Annotated in this window: 16 protein-coding genes; 11 read left to right on the forward strand and 5 right to left on the reverse strand. The window is 46.8% G+C overall.

From position 1 onward, the window contains the following. The first annotated feature begins 101 nt into the window (after positions 1-101). From MKY92_RS13150 to MKY92_RS13165, 4 genes are read left to right on the forward strand one after another with little or no spacing between them, the layout of a single operon-like run. Positions 102-1,076 carry an ABC transporter ATP-binding protein gene (locus MKY92_RS13150; protein WP_339301098.1) on the forward strand — a complete coding sequence of 325 codons (975 nt, stop codon included), beginning with the start codon at positions 102-104 and terminating at the stop codon, positions 1,074-1,076. Further along, entirely contained in the window at positions 1,069-2,583 is a 1,515-nt protein-coding gene (gene opuFB, locus MKY92_RS13155) for an osmoprotectant update ABC transporter permease/substrate-binding subunit OpuFB (protein WP_339301100.1), read from the forward strand. The genes MKY92_RS13150 and opuFB overlap by 8 nt, the downstream gene beginning before the upstream one ends. A gap of 50 nt (positions 2,584-2,633) precedes the next feature. Then, complete coding sequence (locus MKY92_RS13160) at positions 2,634-3,980, forward strand: NAD(P)/FAD-dependent oxidoreductase (RefSeq protein WP_339301779.1); 1,347 nt, start codon at positions 2,634-2,636, stop codon at positions 3,978-3,980. 57 nt (positions 3,981-4,037) lie between these two features. After that, positions 4,038-4,646, forward strand: a complete 609-nt coding sequence (locus MKY92_RS13165) for a DUF1349 domain-containing protein (RefSeq protein ID WP_339301101.1) — start codon at positions 4,038-4,040, stop codon at positions 4,644-4,646. A 224-nt stretch (positions 4,647-4,870) separates the two neighbouring features. On the opposite strand, the gene MKY92_RS13170 is transcribed toward MKY92_RS13165, so the two are convergent. Beyond that, positions 4,871-5,344 carry an SET domain-containing protein gene (locus tag MKY92_RS13170; protein WP_339301103.1) on the reverse strand — a complete coding sequence of 158 codons (474 nt, stop codon included), beginning with the start codon at positions 5,342-5,344 and terminating at the stop codon, positions 4,871-4,873. A gap of 196 nt (positions 5,345-5,540) precedes the next feature. On the opposite strand from MKY92_RS13170, the gene MKY92_RS13175 reads away from it, so the two are divergent. From MKY92_RS13175 to MKY92_RS13195, 5 genes are all read left to right on the forward strand, one after another. Continuing rightward, positions 5,541-7,097 (forward strand): ABC-F family ATP-binding cassette domain-containing protein, encoded by a 1,557-nt coding sequence (locus tag MKY92_RS13175; protein ID WP_017688769.1) that lies wholly within the window; start codon positions 5,541-5,543, stop codon positions 7,095-7,097. A 454-nt stretch (positions 7,098-7,551) separates the two neighbouring features. Continuing rightward, on the forward strand, positions 7,552-12,777 hold the full coding sequence (locus MKY92_RS13180) for an S-layer homology domain-containing protein (RefSeq protein ID WP_339301104.1): 5,226 nt from the start codon (positions 7,552-7,554) through the stop codon (positions 12,775-12,777). A gap of 340 nt (positions 12,778-13,117) precedes the next feature. Beyond that, positions 13,118-14,953 carry an assimilatory sulfite reductase (NADPH) flavoprotein subunit gene (locus MKY92_RS13185; protein WP_339301106.1) on the forward strand — a complete coding sequence of 612 codons (1,836 nt, stop codon included), beginning with the start codon at positions 13,118-13,120 and terminating at the stop codon, positions 14,951-14,953. A gap of 53 nt (positions 14,954-15,006) precedes the next feature. Beyond that, positions 15,007-16,728, forward strand: coding sequence for an assimilatory sulfite reductase (NADPH) hemoprotein subunit (gene cysI, locus MKY92_RS13190; protein WP_339301108.1), 1,722 nt, complete (start codon positions 15,007-15,009; stop codon positions 16,726-16,728). Positions 16,729-17,007: 279 nt separating this feature from the next. Beyond that, positions 17,008-17,724, forward strand: coding sequence for a YebC/PmpR family DNA-binding transcriptional regulator (locus MKY92_RS13195; RefSeq protein ID WP_036608916.1), 717 nt, complete (start codon positions 17,008-17,010; stop codon positions 17,722-17,724). Positions 17,725-17,810: 86 nt separating this feature from the next. Here the strand turns inward: MKY92_RS13195 and MKY92_RS13200 are convergent, their stop codons facing one another. The 4 genes from MKY92_RS13200 to MKY92_RS13215 form a co-directional block, all read right to left on the reverse strand. Next, the gene (locus MKY92_RS13200; protein WP_339301110.1) at positions 17,811-18,299 is read right to left on the reverse strand and encodes a DMT family transporter; all 489 of its coding nucleotides are present in this window, start codon (positions 18,297-18,299) and stop codon (positions 17,811-17,813) included. Positions 18,300-18,313: 14 nt separating this feature from the next. Next, positions 18,314-19,012: a cyclic nucleotide-binding domain-containing protein gene (locus MKY92_RS13205; protein WP_036670692.1), complete on the reverse strand. Its 699-nt coding sequence runs from the start codon at positions 19,010-19,012 to the stop codon at positions 18,314-18,316. Between the two features lie 45 nt (positions 19,013-19,057). After that, positions 19,058-19,483, reverse strand: a complete 426-nt coding sequence (locus MKY92_RS13210; RefSeq protein WP_036608521.1) for a DMT family transporter — start codon at positions 19,481-19,483, stop codon at positions 19,058-19,060. 518 nt (positions 19,484-20,001) lie between these two features. Continuing rightward, entirely contained in the window at positions 20,002-20,799 is a 798-nt protein-coding gene (locus MKY92_RS13215; RefSeq protein ID WP_339301112.1) for a Nif3-like dinuclear metal center hexameric protein, read from the reverse strand. A 340-nt stretch (positions 20,800-21,139) separates the two neighbouring features. On the opposite strand from MKY92_RS13215, the gene MKY92_RS13220 reads away from it, so the two are divergent. Beyond that, complete coding sequence (locus tag MKY92_RS13220; protein WP_339301114.1) at positions 21,140-21,733, forward strand: biliverdin-producing heme oxygenase; 594 nt, start codon at positions 21,140-21,142, stop codon at positions 21,731-21,733. Positions 21,734-22,047: 314 nt separating this feature from the next. After that, the gene (locus tag MKY92_RS13225; RefSeq protein ID WP_339301115.1) at positions 22,048-23,625 is read left to right on the forward strand and encodes a TerB N-terminal domain-containing protein; all 1,578 of its coding nucleotides are present in this window, start codon (positions 22,048-22,050) and stop codon (positions 23,623-23,625) included. Positions 23,626-23,627: the final 2 nt, after the last annotated feature.

Raw genomic sequence — 23,627 nt, forward strand, 5'->3', positions numbered from 1 at the left:
GGAAAGCAGTGATTATACGAACACACTTTTGGGGAAATAGATGAAGATGAATGTTAGGGCGTGTCTGAAACACGCCCTAGATAAAGGGGCGAAGAGAGCGAATGATTCAGTTCGAAAATGTATCGAAACAATATCCTGATGGAACAACGGCTTTGCGTCAGGTTAACCTCAACATTAACAAGGGAGAATTGTTTGTCATGATTGGTCCGAGTGGATGTGGCAAAACCACCATGCTCAAAATGATCAATCGCCTGATTGAACGAACAGATGGAACAGTGCGCATTAATGAACGCCCAATCGATGAATACAACATTCACGAATTGCGCTGGAATATCGGATATGTGTTGCAACAGATTGCACTATTCCCGCATATGACCATTGCCGAAAATATTGCGGTTGTTCCTGAACTGCGAAAATGGAAGTCAGATCAAATCAAGGAGCGTGTACATACGTTACTGGACATGGTGGGTTTGCACGGAGATACGTACAGTGAGCGTAAACCGTCCGAGTTATCCGGAGGACAACAGCAGAGAATTGGTGTGTTGCGTGCACTCGCTGCCGATCCTGAGATCGTTTTGATGGATGAACCGTTCAGTGCACTCGACCCAATGAGTCGGGAGAAATTGCAGGACGATATTCTGGATATCCAGCGTCAGATGAAAAAAACGATTGTGTTTGTCACCCATGATATTCAGGAAGCGATGAAGCTGGGGGATCGCATCTGCATTATGAAGAATGGACAGGTTTTGCAGGTAGGCACCCCGGAAGAACTGATCCGACAGCCAGCTAATGATTTCGTACGTGAATTTGTTGGAAGTCCTAACACCGATACGAGTTCACAATCTGATTTTGATCTCGAATCCATCATGTCACCACTCTCACCGGGTCATGTGCCAAAATCAGCCAAAACTGCCGTTCCTGTATCCATTACGTTGACGGAGTTAGTTGATATCATGGCTTCCCATGACCATCTGCTGGTTGAACGTAACCGCCAGATTATTGGCGAGATCAGTCGAGTTGATCTGATGAAATACTGGTCTGGTCAGTTACAGGAACGAGGTGAAGGACATGAGTAGATTCACGGAGGTGTTCAGTGAGCGCAAAGGTCAGTTGTTGTCTGCTCTGCTGGAACATATTCAGATCTCATTTATCGCCTTGTTCTTTGCTGTTCTCATCGCTATTCCGCTTGGTATATACCTTACACGCAAACCAAGAGTGGCTGAACCAATTATCGGGGTTACGGCTGTGTTGCAAACTATTCCATCCCTGGCGCTTCTCGGATTGCTCATCCCGTTATTCGGCATAGGCACACTTCCTGCAATTATTGCATTGGTGGTGTATGCGCTGCTTCCCGTACTTCGCAACACGTACACAGGCATATCCGAAGTTGATCCTTCCATGGTTGAAGCGGCGAATGCGATGGGCATGAATAGTCGTCAACGGCTAATCAAAGTGGAACTGCCACTGGCGATGCCAGTTATTATGGCCGGAATTCGAACCGCGATGGTCCTGATTGTAGGAACGGCAACACTTGCTGCCTTGATCGGCGCAGGAGGCTTGGGTGCATTAATTTTGCTGGGCATTGATCGGAATGATACGGCACTGATCATCCTTGGAGCCATTCCGGCCGCCTTGTTGGCTATTTTGTTTGATGTACTATTGCGTCAATTCCAGCGTTTATCCTTCAAGAAAACCCTGGTTACCCTTGGTTCGCTGGCAATAATCGCGATACTTGTGATTACCATTCCCTTCGTGGCACGTGGTGGACAGAAGGATCTTGTCATTTCCGGGAAATTGGGAGCGGAACCGGAGATTCTGATTAACATGTACAAATTGTTGATTGAAAAAGACACAGACCTGACCGTTGAACTAAAACCCGGATTAGGCAAAACGCCATTCCTTTTCAATGCACTCAAGTCGGGTGATATTGACATCTATCCCGAATTTACCGGGACAGCGATCTCCGAATTCATGAAGGAAACAGCAGTCAGCACCGATCGGACCGAGGTGTACGAACAGGCAAGAGATGGAATGCTGAGCCAGTTCAACATGGTGCTGCTGAACCCTATGGATTACAACAATACGTATACGTTGGCCGTTCCAAAGAGCATCGCAGATCAATACAATCTCAAGACCATTTCGGATCTCAAACCGGTAGAACAGCAAATGAAGGCAGGATTCACGCTGGAATTCTCGGATCGGGAAGACGGTTACCTTGGCATTCAGAAGAAGTATGGGATTGAATTCCCGAACGTTGCAACAATGGAACCGAAGCTTCGCTATGGTGCTGTTCAACGCGGCGATATCAATCTGGTAGATGCCTACTCCACAGATAGTGAGTTGAGACAATATGAACTCGTTGTGCTGGAGGATGAGCAGGAGTTATTCCCACCGTATCAAGGCGCGCCGATGCTTCGTCAAGAAACGGCAGATCAATATCCACTACTGGTTGAGGTGCTGAATCAGCTTGCTGGCAAAATTACGGATGATGAGATGCGTCAGATGAACTATGACGTGAACGTAGAGGGAGCGAATCCTGAACAGGTTGCAGCAGAGTACCTTAAACAGGCTGGATTGCTGTAACTTCAGGCATCCCTGCAATAGATGTACCAAAAGGATGAGGAGGAACCATGATGACACAAGAAACGTATGACTTGATTGCAATTGGAACAGGAAGCGCGGCAAGCTCTGTAATCATCCGTTGCGCTGAAGCTGGCTGGAGAGTTGCTGTAATTGATGAACGTGAGTTCGGCGGAACGTGTGCACTGCGTGGCTGTGATCCCAAGAAAGTGCTGGCTGGAGCGGCTGAACTGATTGACTGGAATGAACGGATGCAAGGGAAAGGTATTCAGGGACAGGCGACCATCAACTGGTCTGAACTTATGGCCTTTAAACGCACCTTTACCGAAAGCATACCTAGAGCAAGTGAAGATCAATTCAAACAGGCCGGAATGGATACGTTCCATGGTAAAGCTTCATTTGTCAATGAAAACCATATTCAAGTGGGAGAAGAAGTGCTCCATGGCAAACACATTCTGATTGCTACTGGTGCAAGACCTGCGCCACTTGAGATTGAGGGATCAGAGCATCTGATATATAGTGATGACTTTCTGGATCTGGAACGGTTGCCGGATCGATTAGTTCTGGTAGGCGGTGGATACATTGCATTTGAGTTTGCGCATATTGCGGCCAGAGCCGGGACGGAAGTCCATATCCTGCATCGGAGTGAACAGCCTCTGAAGTCGTTTGATGCGGAGCTTGTAGAATGTTTGTTGCAAAAATCAAAAGAGATTGGCATTCATGTTCACTTGAACGCGGAGGTGAAGTCCATACGGCAAGAGGGGAACGCCTATGTTGTTCATGGCACACGCAATGGTGCAAATCACCAGTGGCAGTGCGGACTTGTCGTTCATGGAGCGGGGCGTGTTCCTAATGTGGATGGGCTGGAATTGGAGAAAGCCAACGTCAGCTACAGCAAAAAGGGGATTACGGTGAACGAGTACTTGCAAAGTGAAAGTAATCCGAGAGTGTATGCTGCTGGCGATGTAACGGATACAAAAGGTTTACCTTTGACCCCGTTAGCAGGTCAGGAATCCCGGGCTGTATCGTTCAATTTGTTGGAGGGAAATCAACACAAACCTAATTATAAAGTGATGCCTTCCATTGTGTTTACTGTCCCTGCCCTTGGAGCTGTAGGTATGAGCACGGAACAAGCCAAGAAAGAGGGCTACGAGGTGCAGGTAAATGATATGTCGAAATGGTATACTTACAAGCGAACTCATGAAAAATTTGCCATGGTCAAAGTGGTGATCGATAAATCAACCGGGCGTATTCTGGGCGCGCATGTGCTCGGGAGCAAAACAGAAGAATTGATCAACCTTTTTGCAATGGCGATTCAGTTCAATCTGACTATCGATCAGTTAAACACCATGAATTTTGCATATCCTACTGCTGCATCGGATCTGGGTTCTTTAATTTAGAAGTGATGAAGTGAGGATGAACCCCCCTTTGGGACGGAAGAAAGGATGAAAATAACGATGTCATCGGATTTTATTGGGCTTCATGAAGGCAAGTGGACTAAGGAACCCGTTGCTGCACGGATGGATGGGGATCGTTTCGTTGTGGAAGCTCGGGAAGGCAGTGACTTTTGGGAGAACACATTCTACGGGTTCTGTCATCGGGATGGACACGCCATGCTTGCTCCATGGGACGGAACGGAAGCGATTGAGGTATCGTTTGATCTAAGCTCATTCACCGAATTATATGACCAGGCGGGATTAATGTTATGGTACGGAGAAGACCAATGGATCAAGGCCGGTGTTGAGGTCAATGATGGCGTGGCACATGTTGGAGCCGTCGTGACGGATACGTATTCGGATTGGTCACTCTCTCCTGTGCCAGAGTGGGGTGGACGAATCGTAACAATCAGAGCCTCCTACAGTAATGAGGCTGTTGTCATTCGTGCTTGCACAGATGAGCATCCTTGGCGTACGATTCGGGTTGCACGGTTTGCCTATCCGACGAACAAACACGCTGGTCCATTTCTGTGTTCACCAAAGCGTGCAGGGTTCGAGGTAGCCTTTACCAAGTGGAGATCCACGACACCCGATCAAGACTTGCATACAGATCCGCCGATTACGGATTAAAACAAGTTAAGATGCAGGATAAACCATGAAACATGAACACGTGTACCTGGCTTAGAAAGCAAGACAACACAAATAAGCAAGTCTTCCATTAACGGAGGACTTGCTTATTTGTGTGTTTAAACTTTGGACTGTGAAGAGTACTACAGGTACTCATTTCAACATTCACCGGGTTCAGTGAGTTCTTTTCGCACATACAACGGGAGTGCTTGCGAACTTTACTGAGTTTATTTACTCGTGTCCGTCTCCAGGGACTGGGGTTCGGTCTCTTTTTCACCCTCATCATCATTGGACTTATTGAACTCAAGCATACGCTCCTCGTAATCGTCCAGGAACCATAATGGGTCCATACTATCTTCCTCACCGTTGTAATTGATCACGATTTCTTCGCCAGCCTTGATGTCTGTATACGCGTAGAAGTCAAAGGTGTGGTTATCAAAATTGATATCATAGGTAGCGTTGGGTTCATAGGAGTGGTTGATCAGACTGCCGTAACCGAGCAGAATCGCGGTATGATTCGCCCCATATTCGAACACGTAATCTTCCAGAATCGTTTTTTCCACATGCTCATGATCTTCATTTGGGTAAGGCACAACGGGTGCCTGATGAATAAGCGTTCCTTTGGCAATATCAACGGTAGCAAATACCCCGCGGTTAAACTCACCACCATCACCCAACTTGGATTGTTTCACTTCAATCATATTGTTCACCTGATGCTCTTCGAAGAGCTCCGTTCTATATAATAGTAATTCGTTAAGGCAAAATTTTAACCCATACTTTCATATAAGGCAAATTTCAGACAAAAAGGTGCAATATTTTTAATATGGCGTTGAGTTGTGCAGGATATAACGCTTATAATATACAAAGAATTAAGTCTATATAGAAAAGGTGTCATGAATGAGCATATTAAATGTAGAAAAATTAAGTCACGGTTTTGGTGACCGTGCTATCTTTAACGACGTTTCATTCCGCCTCTTGAAGGGCGAACATATTGGTCTGATCGGGGCCAATGGTGAAGGTAAATCCACCTTCATGAACATTATTACAGGAAAACTTCAGCCGGATGAAGGCAAGGTAGAGTGGTCCAAACGGATGCGTGTTGGTTATCTGGACCAGCATGCTGTATTGAACAAAGGCCAATCGATCCGTGACGTACTTCGCGGCGCGTTCCAGTATTTGTTTGACATGGAACAGGAAATGAATGATATGTATGGCAAAATGGGCGATGTTACCCCGGAGGAACTTGAACAACTTCTTGAAGACGTGGGTACGATTCAGGATACGCTGACAAACCAGGATTTCTACATGATCGATGCCAAAGTGGATGAAACCGCACGTGGTCTGGGTCTGACGGATATCGGTCTGGATAAAGACGTCAATGACCTGAGTGGTGGACAGCGTACCAAAGTCTTGCTTGCCAAGTTGCTGCTGGAAAAACCTGATATTTTGCTCCTGGATGAGCCTACGAACTATCTGGATGAATTGCATATCGAATGGCTGAAACGTTATTTGCAGGAATATGAGAATGCTTTTATTCTGATCTCTCACGATATTCCGTTCCTGAACAGTGTTATCAACTTGATCTATCACATGGAGAACCAGAATCTAACTCGTTATGTGGGCGATTATGATCACTTCCAGGAAGTGCATGAGATGAGAAAACAGCAGCTGGAGTCGGCGTACAAACGCCAACAACAAGAGATTGCTGACCTCAAGGATTTTGTAGCGCGGAACAAAGCAAGTGTTGCTACACGTAATATGGCGATGTCCAGACAGAAGAAACTCGACAAGATGGATGTTATCGAGATCGCCAAGGAGAAACCGAAACCGCAGTTCAACTTCCGTGATGCAAGAACATCTGGCAAGCTCATTTTCGAAACCAAAGGTCTTGTAATTGGATACAACGAACCGTTGTCCAGACCACTGGATCTGCGTATGGAGCGTGGACAGAAGATCGCCCTTGTTGGTGCGAACGGAATCGGTAAAACAACCCTAATGCGTAGTATTCTGGGTGAAATTCAAGCTCTGGAAGGAACCGTTCAACGTGGTGAACATCTGGAGATTGGTTACTTCCAGCAAGAGATGAAGGATGCCAACTACAATACATGTATTGAAGAGATCTGGCAGGAGTTCCCTTCCTATACCCAATTCGAGGTGCGTGCTGCACTTGCAAAATGTGGTTTGACTACCAAACACATTGAGAGCAAGGTAGCTGTACTGAGTGGTGGCGAGAAAGCTAAAGTGCGTCTCTGTAAGCTGATCAATAATGAAACCAACCTGCTTGTGCTCGATGAGCCGACAAACCATCTGGACGTTGATGCCAAGGAAGAGTTGAAACGTGCGCTCAAGGCTTACAAAGGCAGTATTCTTCTGATCTCCCACGAACCGGAATTCTATCGTGATGTGGTTACGGAGACGTGGAACTGTGAGTCGTGGACAACAAAAGTATTCTAAATAGAGGTTGTTCAAAAAGTCCGCTTTTGATTACGAATCATGTGCGAGCTTGCGAACAAGCTCGGAGGGTGAGAAAAGGCGCGAATTTTGCTTGCAAAACAAGCAGAACTCGCGCCTTTTTTGCGTGGTTTTAACGAAAAATGTTTGAGCCCAATTCACAGTTGACAGCTTGAATAAGGCAATAATATAATTAAAGAAAGCGATTACATTTATATAATAGAAACCTGTTTCACTGCATAGGGGCAAGAAAGACACGGTATTCCGTATGGGTATCATTGCACTTAGAAGGGAAGAAGGGTCTTTTTTTTGCACTCCAATGAAACCGGTTTCATTAAAATGAGGAGGTGGATAAAAGCTCGTTACTGACCACTGGTTGCTGAGGATAGGCTGAACAACAACACCGCGCATACATGAACCATGCTTTCATCTTTCATGCCAAAGGAGAGAATGAACATTGGATAAACTCAGGAAACCCATGATATTTATGTTATCTGCAACACTTGCGCTGTCTTCCGGACCGCTGATGCTGCCGAGTAAGGCGTATGCCGATCTAAGCAGTATACCCGCCACGTTGTTGCAGGACGATTTTTCGGATGGGAATTACACGGAATTACCTGCGTGGAACGTAAGCTCAGGCAATTGGGAAGTACTCGCGGACCCGACAGATACGTCCAACTCCACGCTTTTCCAGAGCGATACCAATGAAGGCATCATCTCTACTGGAGACTCCATCTCGGACATGACCGTGTCCATGCGCTTTTACACGGGAGCCGGTCAGGGGTATCCGGGAATATTACCGCGGTTCCAAGATAAGAGCAACTATTATTATTTTCAAATGCAGGTGCCTAACAATAAATTGGTCTTCAGCAAAAAGGTGAATAACGGCGATACAACGTTGAAAACGGTGGACTATGCGTTTGCCAAAGATACGTGGTACACACTCAAAGTAGTGCTATCAGGCACGTCCATTCGCGGTTATATTGTTGAAAATGGATCAGATCGGTTGGTATTTGACTTAAATGATACTTCCATTGGGTCAGGTACCGTGGGCATTCGGAATAAGTGGCAGTCGGTACATACAGATGACGTGATCATTGCCGAGCAACCGGCTGGGAACGATATTCAGCTCTCCATTGCTGAGCAGACGGCGTCTTCAGTTTCACTGCAATGGTCTGAAATCGCGGGAGCATCAGCCTATCGCTTGTATCGTTCCTCTACGCCTGAAGGCGGTTATTCCCTGGTAACCAATACCGGGACTTTGGGACACACGGATGAAGGATTAAGCGGGGATACGGTGTATTATTACAGGCTCGCTTATGAATACGGAGGCCTAACCGAATCATTATGGACTGCTCCGCTGGAAGTTCGGACGACTGCGTCGGCACCACAGGCTCCTGGCGAATTAAAGGCCGAAGCACTCAATGCTACAAGCGTGAAGTTATCTTGGTCCGCCGTGGACAAGTCAACTGGTTATCGCGTGGTTCGGGCGGAAGCTGGCAGTGAGCAATACGAGCAAATCTATGAAGGTAAAGGGCTCACATTCACGGATAATGCACTTGAGCCGGGCACCAGCTACAGCTATCGTGTGACGGCCTTTAATGCAGCTGGTGAGTCAGCGGCCGCTGTTGCTGAAGCTACGACGTACTCCATTGACTCTCCAGCAGAGTTCGCTACCACAGCTGTGACGGACACGTCAATCTCTCTTGAGTGGAATGTCCTGCCTGGATCTGATGTAACGTATACCGTGTCCCGTGCAACCAGTGCTACGGGTACGTATCAGCAGGTCTATAGTGGCAATGAAAACACGTTTAACGATAGCGGTCTGACGATGGGCACAGGATATTTTTACATCATTCAGGCGACTGTGGACGGCGTAACTTCTCCAGCATCCGCACCGTTGGGTGTTGCCACAGTTCGCACAAGCATTACACCGGGTCAATTGTGGCCAGATCTGGACGGGAAACCGATCGATGCTCATGGGGCTGGTTTTTTCTATGATGAACAGACGGAGACCTATTACTGGTATGGCGAATATCATAAGGGAGGCTGGCCAGCTGTTGGTGTGCGTGTGTATTCTTCCAAGGATCTGATGAACTGGACAGATGAGGGCATGGCTCTATCGACACTTCAATCCATGGATGATTTTGACCATGACCCGTTGATCTCCGAATTGTATGCGGGGCGTGAAGACCGCGTGGATATCTGGGCAGATATCCGCAAAGGACGGATTATTGAACGACCAAAGGTCATCTACAACGACAAAACAAAGAAATACGTGATGTGGGCCCACATGGACGGCGACAAAGACCCCTATAACGATAATGCGAATTACGGTAAGGCGAGGGCCGGTTATGCGATCAGTGACTCTCCAACAGGGCCTTTTGTGTATCAGAAGAGTTACCGGATGGACAGAGCTCCCGAAGGGGAGAAAGATTACTTCCCAAGCGATAAGGGCATGGCACGTGACATGACGTTGTTTAAGGATGATGATGGTACCGGTTATCTGATCTACTCCAGCGAAGAAAACCTGACGTTATATATCTCCAAACTGAATGAAGACTATAGTGACGTAACAGGGTGGCATAAGGAAGGACGAACGGATGACAAAGGCAATCCGGTACGAGATTCCACCTATCAGGCGGAATACGGCGTCGATTACGTGCGAGTGTTCCCTGGAGGGCAACGTGAAGCACCGGCGATGTTCAAGTATCAGGGGAAATATTATATTTTGACTTCCGGAGCTTCCGGTTGGGCCCCTAACGAAAACAAAGTGACGGTAGCGGATAACATCTTTGGCCCGTGGTCAACGCAGACCAATCCGTTCGTACGTACGCTGCCAACCGATCCCGATCCAGGCAAGGCATTTGGCACACAGACCACATCCGTCATACCGGTCGATCCGGAAAAAGGCAAATTCATTTACGTAGGGGATACGTGGAATGGTGGCAATTTCTCGAATGATGCTGCAAAATACGTGTTCTTGCCAATTGAGTTTGGAATAGGCTCCGACATCGCGATTAAGTGGTATAACAGCTGGACACCTGATCTTCTGAATTCGATGGGCAAGGTAGATATTGCTGATCCGTTGCCAGAAGCCGTGGCGCTAGGCAAAGTACCATCCCTGCCAACAACATTGAATGTGCGCGAGGGTGGAGCACTGGTATCAACGCCAGCAGTCTGGACGATTGATAACCGGGCCATGACGGCAGAAGATTTTGCCAAGCCAGGACCGCTCACATTACAGGTAACCACACCGGAATATAACAACAAAAAGCAGGCAGTTCGCGTAAACGTCATTCCGGAGAATACACTATATTTTGTGAACAGCGGAGGTTACGAAACGGCTGATTACAGTCTCATGGGTGCTTATATGAAAGGAACGCTTGCGAACCCGGAAACGGCGGATCAGATGTACGCTCCTGCTGAGGGACGCAATTGGGGTTATGTCAGCGCAGATGCACTGGCATCCGGTTCGAATGGCGGGGATATATTCTCGACCGTACGTTATCTGAACGGTGGAAATGTCAGTAATTCTCCTAAAGGCACTGACCTAACCTATAGATTTGATGTGCCAAACGGGACATACGATGTGTATGCCGGATTCAACGATCCGTGGACCAATACATCGCGCAGAGCGAATTTAATCATCAATGGCACCAATACCGGTGCAGTTACGTTTACGCCTGCCAGTGTTAGAGCCCATAAAAGCATCAGCGTGTCGGACAACAAGCTGGAGTTGACCGTGCGCAATACGGCATCACAGGACCCGATGATTAGCTGGATTATGATCGTTAAACCTGACGCCGCGCCACCTGCAAATGATAGTGCTGGCCTTAATGCTGATGCGTTAGATTCAACGAGCGCCACGCTTCACTGGGATGCTCATCTTGGTGCAGCAAGCTACAAGCTCTACCGCTCAGATCGTGAGCAAGGAGAGTATAAGGTGGTCTATAACGGCAATGGAAGGGAGTATACGGACAGTGAACTGAACCCCGGCACAGAATATTATTACAAAGTGGAAGCTTTGGATGCGACGGGGCAATCGGTGCGAGGTGTATCTTCCGCTTATCAGGTGCACACGGTTCAGCAGAGCGCTGCCAATGTAGCTTCAGGCATTGCAGCATTGGAACAGCCTTCGGCAGGTGCGAAAAAACTGAAGTTACCATCCGTACCGCAAGGTTTCACGGTGAAGATCGCTTCCAGTTCGGCACCGTCTGTCATACAAACCGATGGAACGATTGTTCCACCATCTAAGGAAACAACGGTAACACTGGAGTTGGAAATTACTCGAACTTCTGACGACAGTAGAGCCTTGACTATACCGTTGACAGTGAAGGTGCCGACATCTGTTCCTTCCCCTGGAGGCACGGACCCTGGTTCGGGCGGTAGTCCAGGCGGCAATTCCGGTGGAAATCCAGGAGATGGTTCTGGTTCATCCAGCAATGGCGGACAATCAGGAAGTGGTAACCCAAGTGCAGAGAATGCGGTACCACAACCTAAACCGGACAAGGACCGTTCTGTTCTGGAGTTGCAGGGACAGTCAGATCAGAAGGGTGTAGTGCAGTCCAACGTGGATGTTTCAACGATTAAAGATGCTTTTAAAGTTGCCCCCTCAACAGATGCGGGCCAGCGCTTGGTCGAACTTCGGCTGAAGCCGGTTTCGGGAGCAACGGTATATGAAGTATCTCTGCCTGCCTCTGTGTTAATAGATCAGGGTGAGTCACATGTGTTCAACATTGTTACAGAACTGGGAATGTTGGAGCTTCCCGCGACACTGTTAACAAAGGATATCGTTGGTGATGGGATTGCATCAATCCGATTGGTCAGAACGGAGTTACCACAAACAGTCGCAGATCAGCTTGGCACGAAATATGGAGTCCAGCTTGAACTTCAACTGGATGGTCAACCATGGCCATCGGAAAGCCAGTTAATAGTTCGTCTACCATTCCAATCCTCACAAAATGCTCAGCAGGATCGGATTGTAGCATTTGCCATTGGCTCGAACGGTGTGGCAACCCCATTGCCGCAAAGTTACTACGATCCAAAAAGCGGGCAGCTTGTATTTTCCGTAACATCACTCACAGGAAATTATGCTGTTGTATCTGTGGAGCAGACATTCACAGATCTTGCAGAAGTGCAGTGGGCCAAGAAAGCAATGGAGGCTTTGGCTGTCAGAGGTGTAATTGATGCAGAGGCAAGCGGTGCTTCCACGCAGTTACATCCAAAACAGGAGATGACCCGCGGTCAATACGTGCAGTGGTTGATGACTGCGCTGGGTTTGAATGCTTCTTCCGGGAATGCGTTCTCTGATGTAAACGAAAATGCTCCGTATTACGAAGCAGTTACAGCTGCTCGTTCGCTAGGTATCACCAGTGGTACCGGTGACGAGCGCTTCTTGCCAGAGTCGACGATCACTCGTCAGGAGATGATGACATTGACAGTTCGGGCACTTGTAGCGGCTGGACTGGTTGACTCCGAGAAGGCTGGAACAGATAAGCTTACTCGTTTCCGTGATGCTTCCGAGATTCGCTCTTATGCCCGGGATAGTGTGGCATTACTTGTGGATCTGGGCATCGCCAACGGGTACAACGGTGAGGTGAAACCACTTGCCGAAGCGACCCGAGCCGAATCGGCTACGTTGTTATATGCGATGATAAGCAAACTGGTATGGCAGAAATGATGATACACCAGAATCGTAGCGTGTGAAAAAGAAGGCTTACTTTGGACCTGGAACCCAGGTTGGAGTAAGCCTTTTGGAGTGAGCTTTGTTCATATATTCCACTTTCCACTTCAACTTGAGATGGCCGCCAAATTTAAAAATAAAACAAAACCGTCCTTGATTTGAAAAAGGAGGGTTTTTGTTGTTTTTTTGTCCTTTATCAGCGAAACTGATAAATGCTATAAAATCATTGAAATTGACCCTCAACAACCGGTGTGTTAGGTTTTAGAGAGAAGAAATTAAATTAATGTGATGATTTTAGTCGGAATTAAAATCGAAGCAATGCGCGAGGTGGCAAACAGTGGAACTTCAAGTGACAAACAGCCCTTTTAACCAAGAACAAGTTGAACTACTTAATCGTCTTATTCCTACATTGACCGATGGACAACGTACTTGGTTGAGCGGATATATTGCAGCAATTCAGGCAAGCGCGACAATAGCAGCTCCAGCTAACCTGGTACAGGCTGCACCAACTACAGGAATTACACCTGACAGTGCTCCGCCAGTATCCCGGGAAGTTACCGTGCTTTTTGGTTCACAAACCGGGAATTCCAGTGGCCTATCGAAGAAGCTGGCTAAGAAACTTGAAGAGCAAGGTCTTCAGGTAACGTTGTCATCGATGGGGGATTTCAAACCGAACGGACTCAAGAAAATTGAAAATCTCCTCATCATCGTCAGTACGCATGGCGAAGGCGAACCACCGGATAATGCGATTCCGCTGCATGAATTCCTGAACAGCAAACGGGCTCCAAAGCTTGAAGGACTTCGTTACTCGGTGCTGGCTCTGGGAGATACCTCCTATGAGTTCTTTTGTCAGACAGGTAAGGACTTCGATAAACGATTGCAGGAATTGGGTGGTACAGCCCTTGTACCGCGCGTGGACTGTGATGTTGATTTTGATGAAGCAGCTGCGGAGTGGATGAATGAAGTACTGGCATCCTTAAGCAGTACATCTGCTGGTGCGAGTACGGTAACCACTGAGGCTGTCACAGCTGCGGTGAGCGGTGGGGAATCTGAATATGATCGCACGAATCCATTCAAGGCTGAAGTGTTGGAGAATCTCAATCTGAATGGCAGAGGATCGGACCGTGAAACACGCCACATTGAGTTGTCTTTGGAAGGCTCCAGCCTGGACTACGAGCCAGGTGACAGCCTTGGGGTATTCCCTGAGAATCATCCGCGCCTTGTGGAGGAATTGATTGCAGCCATGGGATGGAATGCCGATGAACGCGTGACCGTGAATAAAAACGGCGATCAGGCATCTGTGCACGAAGCGTTGCTGCGTTATTTTGAAATTACAGCTGTGACGAAACCGGTCGTGGAACAACTTGCGAAACTGAATCCTGGGAGTGGCTTATCAGCATTACTCGCAGATGATTCCGAATTCCGTACAGTCATGAATAGCTGTGATCTGCTGGATCTGGTTCAGGATTATAATCTGAAAGGGATTCCTGCTGCAGATTTCGTAGCTTCTCTTCGCAAAATTCCGGCGCGTCTTTACTCCATAGCGAGTAGTTCGAAGTCTTTCCCGGATGAAGTTCATCTTACCGTTCGCTCCGTACGTTATGAAGCGCGTGGCAGAGAACGTTACGGTGTATGCTCGGTACATCTGGCTGAACGAATCGAAGCTGGCGACACCCTGCCTGTATATATACAGCATAACCCGAATTTCAAGCTGCCTGAGAACCCGGATACACCGATCATCATGATTGGCCCAGGTACAGGTGTAGCACCGTTCAGATCTTTCCTTGGTGAGCGTGAAGAAACTGGAGCAGAGGGCAAGACATGGCTGTTCTACGGAGATCAGCATTTCGCCACTGACTTCTTGTACCAAACGGAGTGGCAGCGTTGGCTCAAAGATGGTGTGCTCACGAAGATGGATGTAGCCTTCTCACGTGATACGGAACAGAAAGTGTATGTACAACATCGCATGCTGGAACACAGCAAAGAACTGTACCAGTGGCTTCAGGAAGGGGCAAGCTTGTATATCTGTGGTGACGAGAAAAAAATGGCACATGATGTGCATGCTGCGCTCACCACGATTCTTGAACAAGAAGGCGGTTTATCGTCTGAGCAGGCATCGGAATATCTGACACGGTTACAGCAGGAGAAACGTTATCAGCGGGACGTCTATTAATTACCGGCCCAGCCGGACTGCAGCATCCCGCAGAGACGAGAGGAGAAAGCAGCATGGTTTATAATAACTTACTTAACCCACAGCGCACGAATAGCGATGTAGAAGATATAAAGATCAAAAGTGATTACTTGCGCGGAAGTCTGACCGAAACGTTGGCCGATCGTATCACGGGGGCTATTCCAGAGGACGACAACCGTCTGATGAAACACCACGGCAGTTATATGCAGGATGACCGTGACCTGCGTAACGAGCGTCACAAATCCAAGCTGGAGCCTGCATACCAATTCATGTTGCGTGTACGTGCTTCCGGTGGGGTTGTAACCCCGGAGCAGTGGTTGATGATGGATCGGGTAGCGCATAAATATGCGAATGAGACGATTCGTCTAACCACACGTCAGTCTTTCCAACTGCATGGTGTACTGAAGTGGGATCTTAAGAACACCATTCGCGAAGTGAACGATTCGTTGTTAAGCACACTGGCTGCATGTGGTGACGTAAACCGTAACGTGATGTGTAACCCGAATCCGAATCAATCTGATGTGCATGCTGAAGTGTATGAGTGGGCATGTCAGGTGAGCAATCATCTGGACCCTCGCACGCGGGCTTATCATGAGCTGTGGCTGGACGGAGAGAAAGTGGTTGATTCCCAGGACTCGGACGAAGAAGTTGAACCAATCTATGGCAAAGTGTATTTGCCACGGAAGTTCAAAATCGGTATTGCTGTACCACCATCCAATGATGTGGATGTCTATTCACAGGATCTTGGCTTTATTGCTATTGTGGAGAACGGCAAGCTGCAAGGCTTCAACGTTTCCGTTGGTGGCGGCATGGGGATGTCTCATGGTGACGCCAAAACCTATCCTCAGGTGTCCAAAGTCATTGGTTTCTGTACGCCGGAGCAAATGATTGATGTTGCAGAAAAAACAGTTATGATTCAGCGTGATTATGGAGATCGTGCAGTTCGTAAACATGCTCGTTTCAAATATACGCTGGATGACCGTGGTGTGGAGTGGTTTGTCGAAGAGCTGACCAGCCGTCTGGGATGGAAGCTGGATGCGGCACGTCCGTATCATTTTGAGACGAACGGAGATCGATATGGTTGGGTAAAAGGTAATAATGGCAAATGGCACTACACGCTGTTCATTCAGAATGGTCGTGTAAAAGATGTAGACGGCTATCCGCTCATGACGGGTCTACGTGAAATTGCCAAAGTGCATACGGGTGATTTCCGACTGACTGCGAACCAGAATCTGATCATCGGTAATATTAGCAGCCAGAAAAAGAAAAAGATTGAAGCGTTGATTCAGCAATACAATCTGACCGATGGTGCACATTACTCTGCGCTGCGCAGAAGTTCGATGGCTTGTGTTGCGCTTCCGACTTGCGGTCTCGCCATGGCTGAGTCCGAACGTTATTTGCCGTCCCTGATCGATAAACTGGAGCCTGTACTCGACGAAGCTGGGCTAAGAGACGAAGAGATTGTCATTCGGATGACCGGCTGCCCGAACGGATGCGCAAGACCGATGCTGGCAGAGATTTCATTTATCGGTAAAGCACCTGGGAAATACAATATGTATCTCGGTGGCAGCTTCACCGGACATCGCTTGAATAAGCTGTATAAAGAAAACATTGGTGAAACCGAGATTCTGGACACGTTAACTCCGATGGTGAACCAGTATGCCAAAGAACGCAATGAAGGGGAACATTTCGGAGACTTTGTCATTCGTGCGGGTTATGTTCCTGAAGTGTTGGATGGTCGACAATTTCACGCTTAATTGACTGGGTAACATGAACTGAAATTAGGACTGATTTAGGGCGGAAGCATTCCTTTAAGGGGTGCTTCTTGTCTGTTATATATGGAGTGAATAGAGGTAACGTTAGTTGCTGCTGAGAGATTTATGAGAGGATAAACTGAGACTAATCTTCAAATGGAGATGGATAATCACCGCAGTTAATCCCATTATTTCGTGTGTATTAACTTGTTGAAGTACGCTCAACAAGATATAATGGCATAGTAGAAAGCAGATTACATGTTGAAAGTGAGCGGAAACGATATGGGTCGTAAGTGGAATAATATCAAGGAAAAGAAAGCTTCAAAAGATGCAAACACGAGCCGGGTCTACGCTAAATTCGGCGTTGAGATCTATGTAGCTGCCAAGAAGGGCGAACCAGACCCGGAAGCGAACCGTGCACTGAAAGTCGTGCTGGAACGTGCCAAAACGTATAATGTACCCAAAGCCATCATTGATCGTGCGATGGAAAAAGCAAAAGGCAGCGGGGATGAGAACTATGAAGAGTTGCGTTATGAAGGCTTCGGACCGAATGGTGCGATGGTCATCGTTGATGCACTCACCAACAATGTGAATCGTACAGCGCCGGAAGTTCGCTCTGCGTTTAACAAAAACGCGGGTAACATGGGTGTCAGCGGTTCTGTTGCTTACATGTTTGATCCAACAGCGGTTATCGGTATAGAAGGCAAAAACTCCGAGGAAGTACTGGAACTTTTGCTTGAAGCAGATGTGGATGTACGTGATATCGTGGATGAAGACGATGCTGTCATTGTATATGCAGAACCGGATCAATTCCACGCTGTACAAGAAGCATTCAAAGCTGCGGGTATTACTGAGTTCACAGTAGCTGAGCTGACGATGCTTGCGCAAAACCATATTGAACTTCCAGAGGATGCACAAGCTCAGTTCGAGAAACTGATCGATGCGCTTGAAGACCTTGAAGATGTTCAACAAGTCTACCATAACGTAGAGTTCGTTTAAGAGAACGAGGCGATACGTGGTTTGATTGCAAAAAAAGAGTGTCTGACCAATCTACAGGATTGGACGGACACTCTTTTTTTGTTCGTTTATGAGTTGGACTGTAGTGTTCCAGGGGACTGATCTGATTTTTCCGATTTACCTCCACCGAACTTGAACAATACAATTCCGCCAACGATGACAAGTACACCGAGCAGCTGATTCCACGAAAAAGGAATTTGCTCCAGACCAAGCCACCCCATGGAATCAAACAATAGAGCAAAGCTCAGTTGGGATGTTAGCACGATCGAGATGGCATACGTGGGACCAAGCAACTTCATCCCTTGCACAAGACAGAAGACCACGCCAACGCCGATGGCTCCACTGAGCCAGTACCAGGGTTGCATATGCTGGAAGCTGAATGTATTTTTGCCCTCTACCAGCAGAGAGATGAGGAAAGAAGCAAGGAATCCGGTGAAAAGCACCATCGTTGTTGTGGACCATGAACCAGTGCGCTCATTGACTTTGCTATTAAAAATCGTTTGTAGACTGACAAGTGAACCTGCCAGTAGTGCAAGCGAAATACCTGTGATTAACATGGTTGTCGAACTCCTTATTCATAAATATTGTGACCTGTTATTTCCCTTAGACCGGCTCGATCCTTGATCATAATCAATCCCTGATGTCGTTCAATTAACCCGTCTGCACAGAGCTTCTGGATGACCCGGTTCAGGTGTCGGTAACTGGTGCCGATCAGATTCGCGATGTCGGTCAGATTGAACGCGTCCAGCTCTTCATGAACGACGTTGCCCGCTTCTTCTGTTGAGATGGAGAGCAGGTAGCTGACTAGACGAACCTCAACGGGATACATCAGGTTGAAATTGGAAAAGTTCGAGTCAATGTAGAATTTGTGAGAGATGATTTTAAGCAAAAATTTAAGTAAAGGTGCATAATCGCTGGCAAGCTCAGCGAGCCATTGATAATGAATGCGAAGCATCACCACAGGTGACACGGCCTGAACCGTATTAACAATATCGCTTTCACGGACATACTCTATGTCACCGACGACTTCAAGCGGTGTTTTGAAACAAAGCACCAGCGTTTTGTCCTGTGCGGAGGTGGTGAAAATCTTGATTTTACCTTCGACCAGTACGTACAAATATTCGGAAGTTTCCCCTTCACGACAGATCAGTTCACACTTCTCGAAGTGGCATAACGTCATATGTGTACGCAGGGGCTCGTGAAATACAGTTTCGAGTTGATATTGCTTCAGATATTGTATTAATTGTTGCTCGTTATGGATCTCTTGCACGCTGTTATTCACCCCCGACGATATGTTTCAATCCTTCTCCAAAAACTATAGTTTCATAATAATGACTCCAGTCACCATTAAGGCAATGCCCAGAAATTGCGGCAGTTTCATCTTTTGTTTCACGACACCGAACCATCCGTTACTATCCACCAGAAAAGTCAGGAACAACTGGGCAATGAGCAGAGCCGAGATCGTGAATGTAACCCCGATTTGCTGAATGGCCGTCACTTCGCTGAAAATAATGACGGCGCCAAAAGCACCTCCAGCCAAGTACATAGGTTTTACTTGTTTGAGTCCTTGAAGGTTGGTGTCTCTAACAAACATTAGGATCAGCGCCGCTAAGATGAATCCTGTCAGTTGTGTAATCGTAGCGGCCTGCCATGTGCCCATGTCGGTGCTAATCCGAGTATTGGCAACCCCTTGGAGCGTGATACACGCGCCGCCCAGTAATGCAAAAATAATTCCTCTCATATGTACGCTCCTTATTCAATCACTTCGACTTCTATTATTAAATGATAAATTGACTCTGAACGCCAAGGACAAATGTCCTGAGCTTTGAAGTCACAGCATCTAGAGTACTATAAAGAACTCGGTAAATCCAGATGGGGCAAGCAGAGATGCGTGGCATATGTGCTCAGTACTCATTTTTCATCATAATCTAACGAAACAGTGACACCTTATTGTACTGATTCGATTGAACTGAGAAATCTAACGAATCTCAGCGACGCTAATTGAGTTATGTTGGGTAGAAATGGACGGTAAACAGGGGGGAATGGAGGAATAGGGTGTCTACGATTCGTTACAATTGAAAATCGTCAAATATTCGCTCAATAGAGTGTGTCAGGTTTATTAGCTATCCAAGAAATGTAACGAGAGTCTACCCAGTGTACCCCGGAGCATGGAAAGTATCCAAAGCTCCGGGGTAGGATAGGCAATGAGATTAGAAGGAATCAACTTGAGATCCTCTCCGTACAAATCCAATCGTATTATCAGATCACAGTGTACACAGGCTTCTCGCCTACAAAACGAACAGACAGTTCAGGAAAACGTTCTGCCAACCTGTCTGCCAATAGCTTCATTCCCGGAGCTTCGCTCTCGGCATGTCCCATCATGATCAGTGCCTGGGACTTGCCTTGTTGCACAGCATCACGGATATATTCCGGTGTCTCCCATTCGAATCCTTCTCCAGCGATGATGAGATCCAATTGCTCATTCTGAATCAAGGGAATCGTCACATGTCCATTACCACGAAAACCTACCAGTACCGCTGCGCGTCTACAGACTATTTCCGCATTGCCTGCAACGCGTACATAATCGATGCCCAGGGAACTTTTCACATGGTGAGCAATAGCTTGGGCGGTGCTTCCTTCCGGAAAAGAAAGAATGTCTGCTTCCGCTAGTCTTTGTTCCACATAAGAGGACCACCCCAATGCCCGAATCAATCCTTCAGTAATGCCATCCGGTTGGAAGCGGTGGATGATATCATGACATCGATAGATGGAAATGCCTGCTTCGTCGATCAACTTTCTTTTGTCCGCATAAACCGAATCATTTGCAAGCCAATCCGTATGACTGTGATGGTTGTAGAAGGGGGATTCATGCGCAATGATCAAGTTCGCACCTTGCTGTATGGCTTGTTCAATAACATAATGTGTGGGCATAAAAGCAATGATAATGCCTTTGACCTTACGATCAAGTGAGCCCGTAATGAGCTGATCTACCGTGTTTTCTGGCAATTCAATGTTATCTGTGAGATGAAGTACAACGTCTTGAACAGTAAGATCCATAGAATGCATTCCTCCAATGACAGGATATAAAGTTAGTGTACCATGTTGACATTTGAAATCTACTGCCTTCCAGATTACAGGGTCGTTTTTATTGTTTTCGGTTAATACTTAAACATACAGATTACAGTCGGTTAAACGGAGCAATGAATTGGGCTGTACACGGATGTTGGATTCATATAGTTTTCTCAAACAAGAATAAGTATACTTACATAGAGCCTTTGTTTGTATTAAATGGAGCTGAGTGCAAGGAAAGCAGTTTCCATTTCAATATACTGAGAATCAGTTGAGGACAAGCGTTCATTTGCAACAATAGAACAGATTGTGAAAGGGGATAACTACGATGACAGCAACTATTATGGAACGTCTGAAGAGCGAGACAGCTCATTATCACAGACAAGTAGAACAGAACCCTTATGCAAAAGCCATTATGAATCAAACCGTGACTATAGAAGAATATAGAACATATTTAGAGAAATTTTATGGATTCCTGAAACCGCTGGAGGATCAGGCTGTACAGCAGCCTTTCTGGGAAAGTACGGGACTGGATATCGAGATTAGAGGCAAGGCTGGACTGTTGGAAAAAGATTTACGAAATCTGGGTGCAAGTGAAGAAGAGATCACTCAACTTCCGCTCTGTGAAGAATTGCCGGATATTTCAACACCTGCCCGTTTGTTCGGATATCTGTATGTAATTGAGGGGTCCACGAATGGTGGACAGATTATGACCAAACGTTTGTCGCAGTTCCTGCCGATTGAGGCCGATCGTGGATTGGAATATTTCAACGCCTACGGCTCAGAGACAAGAACAAGATGGAGCGAGTTTACAGGTTTGCTGCAGCAGTCTATCAGCATCCCAGAAGATCATGACAACATGGTACACAGTGCATCAGAGACATTCCGTCTATTGGATCACTGGATTAATACGGACAAGTAACATCCCTTATATAACATCATGAGAGGGGATTTTCCTGGCCATGACCGAACCGAAGTCCAAGAAAGAACAAAAAGTGAAGGGAAAAATCGTGTAATAGTCGTGTGATTACGTCTGTTCAACGTTCGATTTGACCAAGATATCATCAATTTGTGAAAAAGTTAAAAATACTTGATAAAAAGAGGGCAGAAATGCCTTCTTTTTTGTGTCCAGGAATGTCTAAATTTCGTCACCGCAGACACAGGACAAGTGATATAATGATCCCTATGGATACACTTGTTCGTATTCTGTCTTGGAGGAGGGTGAGATAACGTTCTATGAAAGACAACTCAAGACAATTGGAATTTATGGAGATAGATCTGAGTGAAGAACCTGAAACAGCAGCAGTGCCGGTTCCTGATCGTTCAACCATTGTGCAGTCTGCACATGATACGATGCAGCATCGTGGAGGCATATTGTCCTCAGAGAACCGTTTTGTAGAGGAAGCAAAGCGGTGGGCAGAGATGGAGGGGGATGTATCCCCGTGGGTTCCCTTTATGAGTTACTGGCCAACGTATGGCGTGATGAATGATGCCCAGCGCAAGTGGTATATGTTTTGGAGGAAGGAAGTACGTCAGGGGAGATACCCGGATACCGATCTGTCCTATCTATTTGTTCATATCTACGAGTTACTTAACGGCATTGGCTGGCAGAATCCTCAGGATGGTTATGATCAATTGAAGCAGCTATGGGTGAACTACCGTGAACGGCTGCCCCAATTAAATATATATATGCAAGAGTGGATGGTCGATTATGTGCTGGTCCATCAGATGGAGATGTCCTTATCCGAGGTTATGGGCCTTTCAGGCGGATACCTGCCAGCAGAGATGCTAGATAGGGAGTTGCAACGTATTTTACAGGATAAGGTATCGGATATCTCGCTGAATATGCTGCAAAGATATTATGATTACGATATTACACTCAGTAAATTTTATAGAGATGGCGGCAAAGAAGTGATGGAGCAGTACATCCCACGGGTCATGGCTTTGGTTGATTCGTACCTGGAACGTACGCGACTAGTTGGACTGTTGCCTGAGTGTGATCCTAACGATGAACGCACGATGGAGCGCATCCTGTTTCGCAAAGCAGTCTATGATGATTCGATCTATGGAAGATCGGTATCGTTCAGATATATGCCCATAGGTGAACAGGCTGAATTTGTGCAGATGGTCACGCGGATCTATCGATGTACTGAAAATAAACTTCGTGAACTGCTCGGATTCAGAGGCCGATTGCGAGGACAGACTCTTGAACCCGAACTTGCAAATCTGATTGAACGTTACCTGGACAAAACATATGCGATCGAGCAGGCGGAGTCTGTGGAACAACCGGTGATTCGTATTGATTCAGAGAAACTGGCATCGTTACAGCAGGAAAGTGAGTACGTGCGATTGGCGCTTACAATTGAGGATGAGCACCCTTCTGAAGTGAAGGATGAAGAGGATAACAACGCAAATGTTACAAGTAATCCATTCGATGTACTGGAAGCAAGGAATGAGATCACTCCAACTGAAGGTTCCATGGAGTCGGAGCCATCCGCAGTAGAGATTGCAACAGGAGCGCAAGTAGAATCTATTAGGTTGCAGTGGGACGAGTCTACTGAGGCTGATCTGGATGAAGAATGGTTGCTTTTTGCCCAGGAACTTTCCCCTCAGCAGGTGCAAACGATTCATGTTTTACTTGGTGCAAATTCTGATACGGAGCTGATGCGTCTGGCTGAGCAATATGGAACGATGCCTACGCTTCTACTGGATGAAATTAATGATGTAGCTATGGAAACGATCGGTGATCTTCTGATTGATGGTGATCGGATTGTTCCTGATTATATAGATGTGTTCGAACATGTGAAGAGGTGATA

Origin of the sequence: Paenibacillus sp. FSL R5-0623, from assembly GCF_037974265.1 — a bacterium.
GTDB lineage: Bacteria > Bacillota > Bacilli > Paenibacillales > Paenibacillaceae > Paenibacillus.

Excerpts from the sequence above, each read along its gene's own strand:
- MKY92_RS13150 (WP_339301098.1), top strand. The coding sequence starts at position 102 with ATGATTCAGTTCGAAAATGTATCGAAACAATATCCTGATGGAACAACG.
- opuFB (WP_339301100.1), top strand. The coding sequence starts at position 1,069 with ATGAGTAGATTCACGGAGGTGTTCAGTGAGCGCAAAGGTCAGTTGTTG.
- MKY92_RS13160 (WP_339301779.1), top strand. The coding sequence starts at position 2,634 with ATGACACAAGAAACGTATGACTTGATTGCAATTGGAACAGGAAGCGCG.
- MKY92_RS13165 (WP_339301101.1), top strand. The coding sequence starts at position 4,038 with ATGTCATCGGATTTTATTGGGCTTCATGAAGGCAAGTGGACTAAGGAA.
- MKY92_RS13170 (WP_339301103.1), bottom strand. The coding sequence starts at position 5,344 with ATGATTGAAGTGAAACAATCCAAGTTGGGTGATGGTGGTGAGTTTAAC.
- MKY92_RS13175 (WP_017688769.1), top strand. The coding sequence starts at position 5,541 with ATGAGCATATTAAATGTAGAAAAATTAAGTCACGGTTTTGGTGACCGT.
- cysI (WP_339301108.1), top strand. The coding sequence starts at position 15,007 with ATGGTTTATAATAACTTACTTAACCCACAGCGCACGAATAGCGATGTA.
- MKY92_RS13195 (WP_036608916.1), top strand. The coding sequence starts at position 17,008 with ATGGGTCGTAAGTGGAATAATATCAAGGAAAAGAAAGCTTCAAAAGAT.
- MKY92_RS13200 (WP_339301110.1), bottom strand. The coding sequence starts at position 18,299 with ATGTTAATCACAGGTATTTCGCTTGCACTACTGGCAGGTTCACTTGTC.
- MKY92_RS13210 (WP_036608521.1), bottom strand. The coding sequence starts at position 19,483 with ATGAGAGGAATTATTTTTGCATTACTGGGCGGCGCGTGTATCACGCTC.
- MKY92_RS13215 (WP_339301112.1), bottom strand. The coding sequence starts at position 20,799 with ATGGATCTTACTGTTCAAGACGTTGTACTTCATCTCACAGATAACATT.
- MKY92_RS13220 (WP_339301114.1), top strand. The coding sequence starts at position 21,140 with ATGACAGCAACTATTATGGAACGTCTGAAGAGCGAGACAGCTCATTAT.
- MKY92_RS13225 (WP_339301115.1), top strand. The coding sequence starts at position 22,048 with ATGAAAGACAACTCAAGACAATTGGAATTTATGGAGATAGATCTGAGT.